Source organism: Ralstonia mannitolilytica, from assembly GCF_905397375.1.
GTDB classification, from domain to species: domain Bacteria; phylum Pseudomonadota; class Gammaproteobacteria; order Burkholderiales; family Burkholderiaceae; genus Ralstonia; species Ralstonia mannitolilytica.
In genome coordinates, this window is record NZ_CAJPVG010000004.1 from 212,701 (window position 1) to 229,125 (window position 16,425).

At 66.4% G+C, this 16,425-nt stretch carries 16 protein-coding genes and 1 tRNA gene; 8 read left to right on the forward strand and 9 right to left on the reverse strand.

Going from position 1 to position 16,425, the window contains the following annotated elements; genetic code table 11:
• Positions 1–48: 48 nt before the first annotated feature.
• The 4 genes from KHN96_RS10925 to KHN96_RS10940 form a co-directional block, all read right to left on the reverse strand.
• The gene (locus KHN96_RS10925) at positions 49–1,206 is read right to left on the reverse strand and encodes a BMP family ABC transporter substrate-binding protein (RefSeq protein WP_027680954.1); all 1,158 of its coding nucleotides are present in this window, start codon (positions 1,204–1,206) and stop codon (positions 49–51) included.
• A 79-nt stretch (positions 1,207–1,285) separates the two neighbouring features.
• Entirely contained in the window at positions 1,286–2,206 is a 921-nt protein-coding gene (locus KHN96_RS10930) for an ABC transporter permease (RefSeq protein WP_062738338.1), read from the reverse strand.
• Between the two features lies 1 nt (position 2,207).
• Complete coding sequence (locus KHN96_RS10935) at positions 2,208–3,317, reverse strand: ABC transporter permease (RefSeq protein ID WP_062738339.1); 1,110 nt, start codon at positions 3,315–3,317, stop codon at positions 2,208–2,210.
• Positions 3,310–4,824 carry an ABC transporter ATP-binding protein gene (locus KHN96_RS10940; protein WP_062738340.1) on the reverse strand — a complete coding sequence of 505 codons (1,515 nt, stop codon included), beginning with the start codon at positions 4,822–4,824 and terminating at the stop codon, positions 3,310–3,312. Before KHN96_RS10940 ends, KHN96_RS10935 begins: the two co-directional genes overlap by 8 nt.
• A 481-nt stretch (positions 4,825–5,305) precedes the next feature.
• Here KHN96_RS10940 and KHN96_RS10945 point away from each other — a divergent pair, with 481 nt between their 5' ends.
• From KHN96_RS10945 to pcp, 8 genes are all read left to right on the forward strand, one after another.
• Positions 5,306–6,517: a multidrug effflux MFS transporter gene (locus KHN96_RS10945; RefSeq protein WP_062738341.1), complete on the forward strand. Its 1,212-nt coding sequence runs from the start codon at positions 5,306–5,308 to the stop codon at positions 6,515–6,517.
• Positions 6,518–6,787: 270 nt separating this feature from the next.
• Positions 6,788–7,435, forward strand: coding sequence for a 5-oxoprolinase subunit PxpB (gene pxpB, locus KHN96_RS10950; protein WP_062738342.1), 648 nt, complete (start codon positions 6,788–6,790; stop codon positions 7,433–7,435).
• Positions 7,432–8,481, forward strand: a complete 1,050-nt coding sequence (locus KHN96_RS10955) for a 5-oxoprolinase subunit C family protein (RefSeq protein ID WP_082062884.1) — start codon at positions 7,432–7,434, stop codon at positions 8,479–8,481. The genes pxpB and KHN96_RS10955 overlap by 4 nt, the downstream gene beginning before the upstream one ends.
• A gap of 16 nt (positions 8,482–8,497) precedes the next feature.
• Positions 8,498–9,241 carry a 5-oxoprolinase subunit PxpA gene (pxpA, locus tag KHN96_RS10960; protein ID WP_045787288.1) on the forward strand — a complete coding sequence of 248 codons (744 nt, stop codon included), beginning with the start codon at positions 8,498–8,500 and terminating at the stop codon, positions 9,239–9,241.
• A gap of 59 nt (positions 9,242–9,300) precedes the next feature.
• Positions 9,301–10,023: a DUF969 domain-containing protein gene (locus KHN96_RS10965; RefSeq protein WP_045787287.1), complete on the forward strand. Its 723-nt coding sequence runs from the start codon at positions 9,301–9,303 to the stop codon at positions 10,021–10,023.
• Positions 10,024–10,026: 3 nt separating this feature from the next.
• Positions 10,027–10,983 (forward strand): DUF979 domain-containing protein, encoded by a 957-nt coding sequence (locus KHN96_RS10970; RefSeq protein ID WP_062738343.1) that lies wholly within the window; start codon positions 10,027–10,029, stop codon positions 10,981–10,983.
• A gap of 138 nt (positions 10,984–11,121) precedes the next feature.
• A complete protein-coding gene (locus KHN96_RS10975) occupies positions 11,122–12,147 on the forward strand; it encodes a TRAP transporter substrate-binding protein (RefSeq protein WP_062738344.1) in 1,026 nt (341 codons plus the stop codon).
• A gap of 78 nt (positions 12,148–12,225) precedes the next feature.
• On the forward strand, positions 12,226–12,873 hold the full coding sequence (pcp, locus tag KHN96_RS10980) for a pyroglutamyl-peptidase I (protein ID WP_062738345.1): 648 nt from the start codon (positions 12,226–12,228) through the stop codon (positions 12,871–12,873).
• A gap of 25 nt (positions 12,874–12,898) precedes the next feature.
• On the opposite strand, the gene KHN96_RS10985 is transcribed toward pcp, so the two are convergent.
• The 5 genes from KHN96_RS10985 to hemW form a co-directional block, all read right to left on the reverse strand.
• Complete coding sequence (locus KHN96_RS10985; protein ID WP_238587560.1) at positions 12,899–13,621, reverse strand: ribonuclease E; 723 nt, start codon at positions 13,619–13,621, stop codon at positions 12,899–12,901.
• 171 nt (positions 13,622–13,792) lie between these two features.
• Complete coding sequence (locus KHN96_RS10990) at positions 13,793–14,446, reverse strand: DUF2968 domain-containing protein (RefSeq protein WP_115043883.1); 654 nt, start codon at positions 14,444–14,446, stop codon at positions 13,793–13,795.
• 35 nt (positions 14,447–14,481) lie between these two features.
• Entirely contained in the window at positions 14,482–14,670 is a 189-nt protein-coding gene (locus KHN96_RS22805) for a hypothetical protein (protein WP_238587561.1), read from the reverse strand.
• Positions 14,671–14,991: 321 nt separating this feature from the next.
• Positions 14,992–15,081, reverse strand: a tRNA-Ser gene (locus KHN96_RS11000).
• Between the two features lie 75 nt (positions 15,082–15,156).
• On the reverse strand, positions 15,157–16,425 hold the full coding sequence (hemW, locus tag KHN96_RS11005; protein WP_045787281.1) for a radical SAM family heme chaperone HemW: 1,269 nt from the start codon (positions 16,423–16,425) through the stop codon (positions 15,157–15,159).

The window sequence follows — 16,425 nt, forward strand, 5'->3', positions numbered from 1 at the left end:
AGCCGGCCCTCTTGCGAGGTGCCGGCTTTTTGCCTCAACGGGTAGAACTCAACCCGGAATCTTGCCTTCCACGCCTTCGACGTAGAACTTGATGCCGTGCAGGAAGCCGTCGTCGGCGACCTTGTCGGCGGGCAGGACTTCCTTGCCGGTGTTGTCCTTGAGCGGACCCTTCCAGATCGGTGCCGAGCCGTCGATGATGCCCTTCTTGCGGGTTTCGATCAGCGTCTTCACGTCTTCCGGCACCACGGCGTTGTAGGCGCCCAGGTCGATGGCGCCTTCCTTCAGGCCCCACCACACGGTTTCCGGCTTCCACTTGTTTTCGAGCACGTCGCCGACGACCTTGGTGTAGTACACGCCCCACTTGTTCATCGAGGCGGCCAGGTGGGCCTTCTCGCCGAACTTGGTCATGTCGCTGTCCCAGCCGATGGCGTAGACGCCTTTTTCCTGGGCCGTTTGCACGACGGCGGCGGAGTCGGTGTTCTGCATCAGCACGTCGACGCCCTGGCCGATGAGCGTGGTGGCCGCTTCGCGCTCCTTGCCCGGGTCAAACCACTTGTTGACCCACACCACGCGGGTGGTGGCCTTCGGGTTGACGCTGCGCGCGCCCAGCGTGAACGAATCGATGTTGCGAATCACCTCGGGGATGGGCACCGAACCCACCACGCCGAGCTTGCCCGACTTGCTCATCTTGCCGGCCACCACGCCCGCGAGGTACGCGCCTTCATACGTGCGCACGTCGTACTGGCCGAGGTTGTCGGCGGTCTTGAAACCGGTGGCGTGCTCGAACTTCACGTCCGGGAATTCCTTCGCGACCTTGAGCATCGATTCCATGAAGCCGAAGCTCGTGCCGAAGATGACCTTGTTGCCTTGCGTGGCGAGATCGCGGAACACGCGCTCGGCGTCCGCAGCGCTTTCGGGGACGCTTTCGACGAAGCTGGTCTTGACCTTGTCGCCGAACTTGGCTTCGACCTCCTTGCGGCCGGCGTCGTGGGCGTACGTCCAGCCTGCGTCGCCCACCGGGCCGACGTAGACGAACGCAACCTTCAGCGGCTCATTGGCCGGCGCCGGTGCGGCAGCGGCGGGGGCCGACGATGCGGCCGGCGCGGCATTGCCGCCGGCGTTGTCGTTGGACTTGCCGCAACCCCAGAGGGTCAGGGCAGCGCCGGCGGCCAGGGCGGCCAGCGTGATCCTGCGAGTGACGTTCATCGATTTCTCCTGTTGTGTGGCTCGTTGACTGTGTTGAAGCAAATGAAAGCGGAATGCAGAAGCTTAGGCTGCATGCAGTTTAGGCAGCCCCGGGGCGGAACGGCTTGCCAAGGGATGCGGGCATGTTCAGGCGAATCCAGTCCGGATTGCGCGAGATGATGGCCAGCACGACGATGGTGGCCGCAAACGGCGCCATCGACAGAATCTGCGACGGCACCGACACGCCCATCCCCTGCAGGTGGAATTGCAGGATCGTCACGCCGCCGAACAGCAGCGCACCGAACAGGATGCGCAGCGGGCGCCAGGTGGCAAAGGTGGTCAGCGCGAGGGCAATCCAGCCGCGGCCGGCGACCATGTTCTCGACCCACATCGGCGTGTAGACCAGCGACAGGTACGCGCCGGCCAGCCCGCAGCATGCGCCGCCAAACAACAGCGCGCCAAAGCGGACGGTGCGCACCGGATAGCCGAGCGCATGCGCCGACTCCGGCGATTCGCCGATCGCGCGCAGCGTGAGGCCAGCCCGCGTCTTGAACAGGAACCACGCAATCGCGCCGCACAGCAGCAGGCTGAAATAGACCATCCAGTGGTGCGCGAAGAGGGCGGGGCCGACAAACGGAATCGACTCCAGCCCGGGGATGCCGTGCGCCTGCGCCGGCAGCGACATGCCGACAAAGCGCTGGCCCATGAAGGCCGACAGGCCGGTGCCGAAAATCGACAGGGCGAGGCCCGTGGCGACCTGGTTGGTGACGAGCACCAGCGCCAGCCATGCAAACAGCGACGCCATCACCATGCCGGCAATCGCGCCGGCAGCAAAACCCAGCAGGGGAACCTGCGTCTGGTAGCCGACCATGAAACCGACCACGGCGGCCACCAGCATCATCCCTTCGGCGCCGAGGTTGAGCACGCCGGAGCGTTCGTTCATCAAGAGGCCCAGGGCGGCCAGCAGCAGCGGGGTGCCGGCGTTGATCGACGCGGCGATCAGGGGAGCGAGACTTTCCATATCAGTGGTGCGCGCGCCAGCGCAGGCGGTATTCGATGAGCGTGTCGCAGGCGAGCAGGAAGAACAGCAGCATCCCCTGGAACACTCCGGTAATGGCCGACGGCAGCCCCAGGCGCGATTGCGCAAGCTCGCCGCCGATATAGAAGAGCGACATCACGATCGCGCCCAGCACGGTGCCCACCGGGTTCAGGCGCCCGACGAACGCCACCACGATGGCGGCAAAGCCGTAGCCGGGGGAAATGGATGGCAGCAGTTGCCCGATCGGCCCGGTGACTTCGAAGGCGCCGGCAATGCCTGCGAGGCCGCCCGACACCAGCAGCGCCGTCCACAGCGCCGCCCGCGACGAGAAACCTGCATAGCGCGCGGCTTGCGGCGCCAGGCCGCCGACTTGCAGGCGATAGCCCGCAAAGCTGCGGAAGACGAACAACGTCATCGCCGCCGTCATCACCAGCATGAACAGGAAGCCGACGTGCAGGCGCGTGCCGGCCACGAGCGTCGGCAGAACGAACGCGCTGTCGAACACGATCGATTGCGGGAAGTTCATGCCGTTCGGGTCTTTCAACGGCCCGTTGACCACGTACAGCAGCAGCAACTGCGCGATGTACGTAAGCATGAGCGAGACGAGGATCTCGTTGGCATGAAAGCGATCGCGCAGCAGCGCGGTGATCGCCGCCCACAGCGCGCCGCCGACGAGGCCGGCAACGATGGCCAGCACCAGCGCAAAGCCGCCGGGGATGGCGGGCGCCGGCGTATCGAAGTAGATGATGGTGGCCGCTGCAAAGATGCCGCCCACGATGAGCTGCCCCTCCGCGCCGATGTTCCATACGTTGGCGCGATAGCACACCGACAAGCCCAGCGCGCACAGCACCAGCGGCACGGTCTTGAGCAGCACTTCACCGATCGCGCGCTTGCTGACCAGCGGTTCGACCAGGAACACGCGCAGCCCCGCGACCGGGTCCTTGCCGAGCAGCGCGAACAGCAGCAGGCCGAACACCATCGTCAGCACCAGCGCGATGAGCGGCGAGGCATAGGCCATGGTGCGCGACGGAATGGCCCGCAGCTCCAGCGAAACGGGCAGCGCCAGGCGGCTGCCATGCATGACGTCAGCCATGGGCCACCCCCGAGCTGGCGGCGGCCGGCGCCGGCGCTTTGTCCCACATGCCGCTCATCCACAGGCCGATCTGTTCGCGGTCGGTGGCGTGCGTGGGCGTGGAGGGCGAGAGGCGCCCGTTGGCGATCACGTGCAGGCGATCGCACAGCGCAAAGAGTTCGTCGAGTTCTTCCGACACGATCAGGATGGCGCAGCCCCCCGCCTTGAGCGCGAGGATTTCGTTGTGGATCTGGGCAGCGGCGCCCACGTCGACGCCCCAGGTGGGTTGCGCGACGATGAGCACGCGGGGCGCGCATTCGATTTCGCGGCCGACGATGAATTTCTGCAGGTTGCCGCCCGACAGGCTCTTGGCCAGCGCGTCGGGGCCGCCCGCCTTCACGCCAAACCGGCTGATGATGGCGGTAGCCAGCTTGGCGGCGGCCTTCTTGTCGATGAGCCCGCCCCGCACCTGGGGTGCACGCTGATGCGTCAGCAGCGTATTGGCTGCCAGCGACAGCGAGGGCACGGCGCCGCGCCCCAGGCGCTCTTCCGGCACGAACGACAGGCCGCGCTTGCGGCGCGCACGCGGGTCCAGCTTGGCGACCGGCTCGTTGCCGATGCTGATGGTCTGTGCCGACGCGCGGGTGTCCTCGCCAGACAGGGCTGCCAGCAGTTCCTGCTGCCCGTTGCCCGATACGCCTGCAATGCCGACGATCTCGCCGCTGCGCAACTGCAGGGCGATGTCCCGCAGCTCCGTCGCAAAGGCGTGGGCCTTGGGCAGCGACAGTCCGGCCACCTCCATGCGCACCTCGCCGGGTGTGGTCTGGGGGCGCAATTCGCGCGGAGGCTCGCCACCGATCATCATGCGCGACAGCGACGCCGCCGTTTCCTGGCGCGGGTCGCACACGCCCGTGACCTTGCCCATGCGCATCACCGTGGCGGTGTGGCACAGGGCCTGGATCTCGTCGAGCTTGTGGCTGATGTAGAGGATGCTCGTGCCTTCTGCCGCCAACTGGCGCAGCGTCACGAACAGCTTTTCGACGGCCTGCGGCGTCAGCACCGAGGTCGGCTCGTCAAGGATCAGCAGACGCGGCTTGGTGAGCAGGGCGCGCACGATTTCCACGCGCTGGCGCTCGCCCACGGAAAGCGTATGCACATGGCGATGCGGCTCCAGCGGCAGGCCGTATTTCTCGCCCGTGCTGCGCACCTGGTCAGCCACGTCGCGCAAATCGGTGCCTGCGGGCAGGCCGAGCAGGATGTTCTCCGCCACCGTGAGCGTGTCGAACAGCGAGAAGTGCTGGAACACCATGGCGATGCCGAGGGCGCGCGCCTGGTGCGGATTGGCGATCTCGACGCGCTGGCCGTCGAGTTGCATCTCGCCGGCGTCAGGCTGCACGGCGCCGAAGATGATCTTCATCAGCGTCGACTTGCCGGCGCCGTTTTCGCCCAGCACGGCGTGGATCTCGCCCGGCGCGACAGTCAGGCTGACGCCGTCGTTGGCGACCACGCTCGGGTAGCGCTTGGTCATGCCCGTCAGCGACAGGCGTGGTGGGAGTGGTGTCACAACAGGTTGGCTCGTGGTTTCCGTGCCGCTCACCGCGAGCGCATGTCGCGGAGGCAATCTTTTTAGGGCGTTGACGACACTGCACAACAGGCGATGCCGACGCAGATTCGCGCCGACGCATCGCAGCAATCATCATGGGTGTGTGATGCTTATCATCAACGAGGAATTATATCGTCCGGCACCGCGCCGGACGTCTGGTCTGGTGGGGTCGGCGCATGCCTCGTACGGGGGGTGGGGGAGTGCAAAAGCCGTGCCGGCCCGACCACGTTGATCTGCCGGTCGCAACTTGTCATGCCGAGGTATCCACGTGGCGGGGGCCGCTCTCGCGTGGGGCGCGCAGGCGATTTTGCACCCACGCGGTGCGCGGCGGCGTTTGCGAGTTTGCGCTACAGTTCACTGTTTGCCCCGGCACGGAAGCCATCCCTGCCGCGCGTCCCGCATTCTCATGACCGCTCCCAATCCCCGATCCCGCGTGCCGGGCCCGATTCCCGGCTGGCTTCTCTTGCTCGGCGCGCTGACCGCCGTCGGCCCGCTTTCCGTCGACATGTATCTACCGAGCTTGCCGACCATCGCGCGCGAGCTGAACACATCGTCCGCGGCAGCCGGTCTCACGCTCACCGTCTTCCTGATCAGCCTGGCAATCGGCCAGCTCATCTACGGGCCCGCCAGCGACCGGTTCGGCCGCAAGCCGCCGCTCTATATCGGCCTGGCAATGTACGTGGCCGCTTCCATCGGCTGCGCATTCGCCCAGGACGCCACCACGCTGGCGGCCCTGCGCGGCGTGCAGGGCTTCGGCGGCTGCGCCGGCATGGTGATCGCGCGCGCGGCCGTGCGCGACCGCATGGACCCGGCCGGCGCGGCGCAGGCTTATTCCACGCTGATGCTGGTGATGGGTGTGGCACCCATCCTGGCGCCCATGATCGGCGGGGCAGTGCTGCAGGTGGCGTCGTGGCGCGTCATCTTTGTGCTGCTCGCGGCGTTCGGGCTGGCATCGCTGGTGGCCGTGCACTACCTCATGCGCGAATCGCTGGCGCCGGAGCAGGCCCGCAGGCTGGCCGTCGGCCACGTGCTGCGCGACTACTGGGAATTGCTGCGCGATCGCCACTACGCCGCCTACATGTGGTGCGGCGCGGTGTTCCTGTCGGGCATGTTTGCATACATCACCGTGTCGTCGTTTGTGCTGATCGACGGCTATGGGCTGACGCCGTCGCGCTACGCCTGGGTGTTCGGCAGCAACGCGGCGGGGATGATCGCGGCCTCGCGTGTGAATGTGCGGCTGGTGCGCAAGTACTCGCCGGTGCGGGTGCTGCGCCGGGCGCTGTGGGTGCCGGCGATCACGAGCGTGCTGGCCGCACTGGCCGCCGTCGCCGGCTTTACGCCGTTGCCGCTCGTGCTGGCGGCGCTGTTCTGCTACATCGCCTCGATCGGCTGCATTTCGCCCAACACCGGCGCGTTGGCGATGGCCGGACAGGGCGCCCGCGCAGGCACGGGCTCGGCGCTGATGGGCGCCATGCAGTTCGGCCTCGGCATGGTGACCGGCACCGTGGTCGCCGCCATCGGGCAGACCGCGCTACCGTTGCTCGGCATGATGGCCATCTGCGCCGTCGCCGCGCTCGTCCTCGGCTTGCGCATTACGCGCGAAGAGCCGACGGCCTGATTCCTGCACCCTTCTGCGCCCGGGCTCTCCGGGCGTTTTCACGTTGATGGGTGGGGCGCCCGCGTGCGGTTCTTTCCCCCGTATGCCCGGTGCCTATCATGAAAGTGGGCCGATCGCGCTGGCAGTTGACGCCCGCCGATCCCGGACGGACTAAGGGTTACTTCTTATATAGAATTTATCAACGTTTTATTAACGTATCGCTTTCGTTTTCAATCGCGCACGGTTTTGCCGGGATCTCCCGCGAATCGCGCACACGAGACGGGGGTTAAGTTGCAGTGCACGATTCACCGGCTGGGCGAACTGGCGCTGTTGTGCGAGGTGCCGCCGCCGGCGACCTTGAACTGTCAGCAGCGCATCTGGGCCATGGCTTCGCGCGCGTCCAACTGGCCGGATGTGGTCGACGTGGTCCCCGGCATGAACAACCTGACGCTCGTGTTCGGTCCGCTGGCCGACGCGCAACGGCTTGAAACGCAACTGCGCGAGGCCTGGGAAGAAAGCGAGGCGCTGGTCGCCGACGGCAAGCTCGTCGACATCGAAGTGGCCTACGGCGGCGAGGAGGGTCCCGATCTGCGCGAGGTGGCCAGGCACACCGGGCTGACGCCGGCCGAGGTCGTGCGCCGCCATACCGCGCCCGAATACATCGTGTACTTCCTGGGCTTCCAGCCAGGCTTTGCCTATATGGGCGGCCTCGACAAGTCGCTGGCCACGCCACGCCGCGCCGAGCCGCGCATGGCGGTGCCGGCCGGATCCGTGGGCATTGGCGGCGAGCAGACCGGCATCTACCCGGCCGCGTCGCCAGGCGGCTGGCAACTGATCGGCCGTACGGATGCAGCGCTCTTCATGCCGCAGCGCAATCCTCCGGCGTTGCTGTCGCCCGGAGACCGCGTCCGCTTTGTTGCCTCGAAGGTGCGCGTATGAGTGCCAAGCTCCAGCCGATGATCGAGATCGTGCGGGCCGGCGTGCTCGCGTCGGTGCAGGATCTGGGCCGCACCGGATACCGCCGCTTTGGCGTGTGTACGTCCGGCGCGCTCGATCCGCTGTCGCTGTACGTCGGCAACCGCCTCGTCGGCAACCCCAGCAATGCGGCCGGTATCGAGTTCACGTTGGGCAACGCCACGCTGCGCTTCCATGCGAATGGCCTGATCGCGCTGACGGGCGCTGACTGCCGGGCGACGCTCGACGGCGCCCCGGTGCACGCCTGGCGCGCGATTCCGGTGCAGCGCGGGCAAACGCTGACACTGCGCGTGGCACAGGGCGGCGTGCGGGCGTATCTGTGCGTGGCCGGCGGCATCGATGTGCCGGAAATGATGGGCTCGCGCAGTACCGACCTGAAGGCCGGCTTCGGCGGCTTTGAGGGCCGCCCGCTCAAAGACGGCGACAGGCTGCCCGTGCTGCCAGCGGACACCACATACGCGCCCGACATCAGCGGCGACGCCGTCGCCGTGAAAGCCGCGCGCTGGACGTTCGACCGCACGCATCACGACACCCCGGTCATCCGCGTGCTGCCCGGCCCCGAATACGACGACTTCCTCGCCGATGCGCAGGCCGCGTTCTGGGAATCCGACTGGACGCTCACGCCAAACAGCAACCGCATGGGGTTCCGCTTGCAGGGGCCGGAGCTTGCCCGCAAGAAGCAGCGCAGCGGCGATCTGCTCTCCCACGGCGTGGTGCCAGGCGTGATCCAGGTGCCGCCCTCGGGCCAGCCCATCGTCCTGATGGCCGACGCGCAGACCACCGGCGGCTATCCGAAGATCGGCACGGTCATCCTCGCCGACCAGTGGCGCCTGGCGCAGATTCCGCTGGGGCAGCGCATCCGCTTCGAACGCGTGACGCTGGAACAGGCCGAAGCCGCCCGCGCCGACGTGGCACGTTATCTGCAGCAAATCGAAACCGCGCTGGATTGGCAGCGCCAGGGCATTCTCTCGACCGCGCGGCGCACCGCGCGCACGCGATTGAACGCCTGATGCACCGGAAAACATCATGACGACGATCGATCTGAACGCCGACCTGGGCGAAGGCTGCGAAAACGATGAGGCGCTGCTCAAGCTCGTGAGCTCCGCCAACGTCGCATGCGGCTGGCACGCCGGCGACGTCAACACCATGCGCCGGACGGTGGCGTGGGCACTGCGCGAAGGCGTCTCGATCGGCGCGCATCCGAGCTTTCCCGACCGCGAGAACTTCGGCCGCACGGAGATGCACCTGCCGCCCGAAGAGATCTACGCCGGCGTGCTGTTCCAGATCGGCGGCCTCGCAGCCATCGTGCGCGCGCAGGGCGGCAAACTCGCGCACGTGAAGGCGCACGGTGCGCTCTACAACCAGGCGTCGCGTGACCGGCCGCTGGCCATGGCCGTCGTGCGCGCCATCCGCGATTTCGATCCGTCGCTGGTCGTGTTCGGCCTTGCCGGCGGCGAGCTCATCAAAGCCGCGCGCGAGCTGGGCCTGCATGTCAAGGAAGAGGTGTTTGCCGATCGGGGTTACAACGCCGACGGCTCGCTCGTCAAACGCGGCACGCCCGGCGCGCTGATCGACGACGAAGACGCCGCGCTGGACCAGACGCTGACGATGGTGCGCGAACAGCGTGTGAAGGCCATCGACGGCACGTGGGTTCCGATCCGCGCGGAAACGGTTTGTCTGCACGGCGACGGCGCGCATGCGCTGGCGTTCGCGCGACGCATTCGGGAACGGCTTGGCAGCGAAGGCATCGCTGTCCGCGCCGGCGCCTGAACCATGATGGCCCCGTCCTTCCGGCGGGGCTTTTTTGACCTTTGGGGGGGAAGCACCACATGAGTACGGCAGTGAATCTATGGCCGCTGATCGGGGTGGTCGTCATCATCGCGGGGTTCATCCTGCGATTCAATCCGATGCTGGTGGTGGCCGTGGCCGCCATCGCTACCGGTTTTGCGGCGTCGATGTCCATCGAACAAATCCTGACGGCGATCGGGACGGGCATCGTCAAGACGCGGACCTTGCCGCTGATCATCCTGCTGCCGCTCGCGGTGGTGGGCCTGCTCGAGCGCCACGGCTTGCGTGAGCATGCGCAGAACTGGATCGCGCGCATTCAATCGGCCACCGTTGGCCGTCTGCTGATCGTCTATCTCGCCGTGCGCGAGCTGACGGCCGCTGCCGGTCTGACGAGCCTCGGCGGTCATCCGCAGATGGTGCGTCCGCTGCTGGCCCCGATGGCAGAAGGCGCTGCCGAGAACCGTTTCGGCAAGCTGCCGGCGCCGGTGCGCGAACGCCTGCTGGCCTTCTGCGCTGCCACCGACAACGTCGGCCTGTTCTTCGGCGAAGACATCTTCGTGGCCTTCGGCGCCATCGCGCTGATGCACACGTTCCTGCTGGGCTCGGGCATCGACGTGGAACCGCTGCATATCGCCGTGTGGGGCATCCCGACCGCGATCTGCGCGTTCCTGATCCATTCCGTGCGCCTCAAGCGCCTGGACGGCTGGCTGGCCCGCGAGCTGGGCGGCGCCAACACCAACGCGGCTGCGGCCAAGCAGGGGTAAGCCATGATTCTGTCGATCAACTATCTGTACTGGCTGGCCGGGATCATCCTGACGATCACCGCGCTGATGACCTTTGCCGACAAGCACCACCCGCGCCGCTGGACCACGGGCCTGTTCTGGGCGATCTTCGCCGTCATCTTCCTGGTCGGCGACAAGATTCCGCCGATCGTGGTGGGGGTGGGCGCCGTGGTGATGGCGCTGCTGGCGGGCATGGGCGGCGTCACGCTCGGCAAGCACGGCGAGCTGTCGGTGGAGGAACGCCGCGCCTCGGCCAAGCGCCTGGGCAACCGCCTCTTCATCCCGGCGCTGACCATTCCGGTGGTCACCGTCATCGGCAGCGTGTTCCTGAAGGACGTGAAGATCGGTGGCGACTTGCTGCTCGATCCGAAGAACCAGACCTTCGTCTCGCTGGGCCTGGGCTGCATCATCTCGCTCGCGCTGGCGTGCTGGCTGACGCGCGACACGCCGGTGCAGGCCATGCGTGAATCGCGTCGCCTGACAGAGTCGCTCGGCTGGGCGCTTGTGCTGCCGCAGATGCTCGCCATGCTGGGCCTGGTCTTTGCCGATGCCGGCGTGGGCAAGGCCGTGGCGCACCTGACCACCGCCTACATCAACATGGACTATCGCCTCGTCGCAGTCATCGTCTATTGCGTGGGCATGGCGCTGTTTACCGTCATCATGGGCAATGGCTTTGCCGCTTTCCCGGTCATGACCGGCGGGGTGGGCGTGCCCATCCTGGTGGGCGTGTTCCATGCGAACCCAGCGGTCATGGCGGCCATCGGCATGTTCTCGGGCTACTGCGGCACGCTCATGACGCCGATGGCGGCCAACTTCAACATCGTGCCGGCGGCGCTGCTGGAGCTGTCCGACAAGAACGCCGTCATCAAGGCGCAGGTGCCGACGGCGCTGATGTTGCTTGCAGCCAATATCGTGCTCTTGCACTTCCTGATGCTCCACTAATCGTGTTTAATGCGACGCGTGCGGTGCGCGTCACGCTGGCGGTTCTCAGCCGGCGGACGCCGCCAAGCGCGGTCGCTGCCCGCGAGACAAGGGCACGCGGTCGTAGACCTCGCATCGTGCTCTTCTCCGGGGGGATTCATGAGCAGCCAGATGACGAGCGGCCGTTCCATGTCGGGACGCCGCTTTTTTTGTGTTCTCGCAGCCAGCGCGCTGTCGTTGATTTCCGCCGCGCAAGCCCGTGCGGAAACGCTCCGAGTGGCCACGCCGTATCCGGCCCTCAATTTCCATACGCAAAACCTGCAGGCCTTCGCAGATGCGGTCAGCAGCGCCACCAATGGCGGGCTCAAGCTTGAGGTCTATCCGAACGGCACGCTGCTCAAGCCGGCCGCGATCTTTGACGGTGTCAAGGAAGGCAAGGCCGAGGCGGGCGAAGTGATGCTGTCGACGTTGGCCCAGCGCGATCCGCTCTTCGGTGTGGATTCGATTCCCTTTGTGGTATCGGGCTACAACGATGCGCGCCTGCTGTGGGAAGCCTCGCGCGGCCACATCGAAGCGTTGATGAAGGCCAACGGATTGCGCCTGCTGTACGCCGTGCCCTGGCCGCCGCAGAACCTGTATTCCGAAACACCGATTGCCCGTTTGTCTGACCTGAAGGGACATCGTTTGCGTACGTATAACGCGGCGCAAAAGCGCATTGCCGAGTTGTATGGCGCGCAGGCCGTGCAGGTGGAAGCCGCCGATCTGACCGCCGCGATTGCCGGTGGCCGCATCGACACCATGGTCACCTCGCCGTCCACCGGTCTGGAGACGAAGGCCGGCCAGCGCATGACGTATTACTACAAGGTCAATGCGTGGATTCCGAAGAATGCCGTGTTCGTGAACGAGGCGCGCTTTGCCAAGCTCCCGCCCGCGATGCAGCAGACGGTGCTCAAGCTTGCCAAGGATTACGAGGCGCGCGGTTGGGATTCCAGCCGCCAGACCTACGAGCGCGATGAAGCCGAACTCGCCAAGACCGGCGTGCGCGTGCTCAATCCCGACGTGACCCTGCAGGGCGACATGCGCCGCCTGGGCGAGCGTCTGACGCGTGAATGGCTGCACACCGCGGGCACGGAAGAAGTCGACATCCTGTTGAACTTCGAGAACAAGCGCAGCAAGGCACACTGACGCCGCAACGCGCTTGGGCATGATGTTCGACGGACGTTTATCATCGTTTTTGTCTTACGCAGCAAGCAGGAGAACGTCATGCCTACCGTCCTCGTCACCGGCTTCGATCCGTTCGAGAACGAACCCATCAATCCGTCGTGGGAAGCCGTGCGCACCCTCGATGGACAGGGAATCGCAGGCGCCGACATCGTCGCGCGCCAGTTGCCGACCATCTTTGGCGAGTCCAACAAAGTGCTCGGCAAGTTGCTGCAGACGCTACAGCCGGATGTCGTGATCGCCGTGGGGCAGGCCGGTGGCCGTGCCGAGATGGCGATCGAGCGCATCGCCATCAATGTCGACGATGCGCGCATTGCCGACAACGCCGGCAAGCAACCGATCGATATCGCCATCGCGAGTGACGGGCCGGCCGCGTATTTTTCAACGCTGCCGATCAAGACGATCGTGCGCGAACTGCGTGCGGGCGGCGTTCCCGCGTCGGTCTCGCAGACGGCGGGCACCTTTGTGTGCAATCACGTCTTCTATGGGTTGATGCACGCCATCGCCCGCCAGAAGCTGCCCACGCGCGGTGGCTTCATTCACATCCCGTATCTGCCGTCGCAGGCGGCCAAGCACCCGGGGCAACCCAGCATGGCGCACGACACCATCGTCGCCGGGCTGCGCATCGCCATCGAGACAACGCTGCGCACGCTGCACGACGTACGCGAAACCGGCGGCCAGTTGCACTGAGCCGGCGCGGCGGCACGCGCTCCGGTCAGTCTGTGAAGCGCGTATGCCGTTGCAGTTCGATGCGCACCGGCGTGCCCGGCGCTGCATAGGCTGAGGTGATCGGCGCCGTGTCGGTCGTCGGCCATTCGACTTCGATCGTCGCTGGCGCTTCGTCGTGCAATGCGGGCGAGCGCAGCAACTTCGGTGGCGTCGGCGCGGCGGCCCGCACCAGGGGGCGCGGTCCACGCGGTTTCGCCGGCAACTGCGCTAAGGCTGACTCTGCTGCGGCGATGGCCGGCGCGGCAACTTTCGTTTCGTCGAGCACCATGTCGGCCGCCGGGACCACGTGGGCTACGGGTGTGGCAACGACCTCGGATTCCGTGGCTTCATTTGGTTCCGTGGACGCCGCCTCTGACGCAGGGGCATGCTGGAGCGAAAGGGGCGGTACGGTCTGCGGGGCGAGGGCGGCCACGGTTGCTTGCTCCAACTCTGCGGCTGCCTGCCCATGCTGCCCGGTCCACCAGCCAAGCAACGCTGCCGCCAATGTGCATGCCATGCCAATGGACAGCACGGTCATGCGTTGACGCCACTGCCCATGGCCCGCTGTACCGGTGTCAACGCATGTGTCGGCTACCGGCTCGATCGGTGCGCTTACCTGCGTTGTCGCGCTGGGCTGCGCGCTGTCGAGTGCTGGCCCGAATGGCGGCGGCATACGCACCAAGCCCGGGAGGCGCAGGTGTCCGTCGATGATGAAGTTGGGGGATTCCAAGTCCGTCTCCGCTGGTGGCCGCAGCGCGCATCCGAGCTGGCTGCGCAAGCAGGCGCCATGCTAAGCGGGAGATGGACGGTGGTCGATCAGATTGCTCTTAACTCGATGCGCGTTGCGAAGGCGGAGAGGATGCCGGCCTGCCGCAGTTGCGCCAGGCCGGGAAGGTGAATGTCAAAGACCTTGACCAGACGTTGAGGGCGTCGGCGACCAGTGCGGATCGTTGAGTTGCTTTTCCAGCAGGCGGATCTGCTGCTGCAGCGATTCGACCTGCGCCTGGTACGCCCGGCGCTCGATGTCCAGCGCCTTCGTTTCCTGACGCATGGTCTGCTGTTCGGTCAGCATCTTCCGGCGCTGCGCCTGCATGATGCGGACTTCCTCGCTGAGCGAGGCGGCGCGCTGCTGAGCTGCCTGGGCTTCGCGCTCCAGTTGCGCCTTCTGGCCGGCCGTGACGGCGCGGCGCAGATCGTCTTCCGCCCACGTACGGGTTTGGCTGGCCAGCGTTTCGTACGCGCCCTCGGCCGGAGCGACCGACGCAAACTTGTAAACACGCCACAGTTCTTTGCGATACGACAGGGCGACGTAGGCCGTGGTGTCTTCGTTGACCAGCAGCAGGCTCGTGCCGTAGTCGCCGTTGTACGTCGTGCGCAGTTCGGTCAGGCGCTTCTGCGCCAGCAATTGCTGCAGTTCTGCGACGGTGCCGCCCGACGCAGCCGTGGACACTGCCGGGGCTTGTGGTGCACTGGCTTGTGCGTGGACGAGGCCGGCGCCCGCAACCGAGGCTGCGGCAACGAACGTGAGGACGGTTCGGCGGAGGACGAAAGACATCGCAAGGTTCAGAAATCGGAGGCGACGCGACTATATCAGCTTTGTGCGCCCGGCCCCGCAGCGAGCGTACCGATTTGACCTTCCGTCGCCTTTGAATCATGGCGGCGTCGCGCCTCGGCCACGATGCAATGCCATTCGCTGAATAAGACGCGCTCGCGGAACATCTCGATCAGGAAGTCGCCGACGTCCTGATGCCGCTTTGACGTGCCAAGCGCGGCTTTCAAGCGCCGCAACTCTCTCTGCAAACGCGTGACGCGAGCCCGTGCGTTGGCCTGTTGCAATGAGCCGATGGGGAATGTTCTTACGGATCTTCGGCCGCTGCCAGCGCTCGCACGAGATCGGCGCGCTGCTGTTGGAGCGATTCAATCTCGCGCTCGAGGTTGCGACTGGTTAGTTGGGAAGGGGACTGCGATTGCTCGCGGCGCCCGACGCCAATCGGGTGGCCGGGCACATGGCAAGGTTGGCGTACCGGTGACAAAGGAAACCCGGCGAGCGCAAGCGCTCCCCCACCAAGGCCCGGCCTTGGGGCAGGTGGGAGGGGGAATTGGCGGAAGCGGTGAGATTCGAACTCACGGATGGGTCACCCCATCGGCAGTTTTCAAGACTGCTGCCTTAAACCACTCGGCCACGCTTCCCTGGGACTTTGCTACGCAGTGCGTGCAAGGTCGCCATTGTAACGGCACCCGGTGCAACTTGGCACCGGGTCGCTGTCAGTTTTCGTCGTCGGACAGGAACAGCGCCTGCAGGTCGTTCAGGAATCGCTGGCCAAGCTCGGTGGGGCGGATGGCCACGTGGTCGCGCGTGAGCAGGCCGCGCTGCTCGGCCGCATCGAGTTCGCGCTCGATGGAACGCAGCGGCAGGCCGGTGCGCTCCTGGAACAGCGTGACGGGGAAACCGTCCGTCAGGCGCAGCGCGTTGAGCATGAATTCGAACGGCAGGTCGGCCGCGTCCACTTCCCGCTGCTCCTGCACGAGCGCCGCGCCGCCGGCGCTCTCGGCGTTGCGCAGATACGTGTCCGGATGCTTGTGCCGCATCTCGCGGATGACCCGGTGCGGAAAGCTGAGCTTGCCGTGGGCACCCGGCCCGATGCCGAGGTAATCGCCGAACTGCCAGTAGTTCAGGTTGTGCTTGCAGCGTTTGCCGGGCCTGGCATATGCCGACACCTCGTAGTGCTGGTAGCCCGCCGCGGCCAGCCGCGCGTGGATCCAGTCCTGCATCGCAAACGCCGTGTCGTCGTCCGGCAGTGCGGGCGGGTACTTGGCGAAGTACGTGTTCGGCTCCAGCGTCAGGTGATACAGCGACACGTGGTTCGTCTCGAACGACAGCGCGGCTTCCACGTCGGCCTCGCATTCGGCGAGGGTCTGGCCGGGCAGCGCGAACATCAGGTCGAGGTTGATGTTGTCGAAGTGTGCCCGGGCGATCTCGATGGCGGCACGCGCCTCGGCCGCGCTGTGGATGCGGCCCAGCGCCTGCAGGTGCTTGTCATTGAAGCTCTGGATGCCGATCGACAGCCGGTTCACCCCGCTGGCGCGGTAGCTGCGGAAGCGCTCGGCTTCGAACGTGCCCGGGTTGGCTTCCATCGTGATCTCGGCATCGGCGTCCACGGGCAGCAGCATGCGGATGTCCGACAGCAGGCGGTCCAGTCCCTGCGCGGAGAGCAGGCTCGGCGTGCCTCCGCCGATGAAGATGGTGTGCACGGGGCGGCCCCAGACCATCGGCAGCGCGGCCTCCAGGTCCTGCCGCACGGCCGCCAGGAAGCGCGCTTCCGGGATGCCGTGTTCCGGCTCCGCATGCGAGTTGAAATCGCAGTACGGGCACTTGCGCACGCACCACGGCACGTGCACGTACAGGGACAGCGGCGGCGAGGCGGGCAGGCTGATCTTGCCGGGCTGCAAAAAGACGGAGGTGACCTTGTCGCCCGTCTCGGCGGGTGGCGCGGGGGGCGTCCTGCCGGCGCCGGCTGGGTGAATCGGGATCAT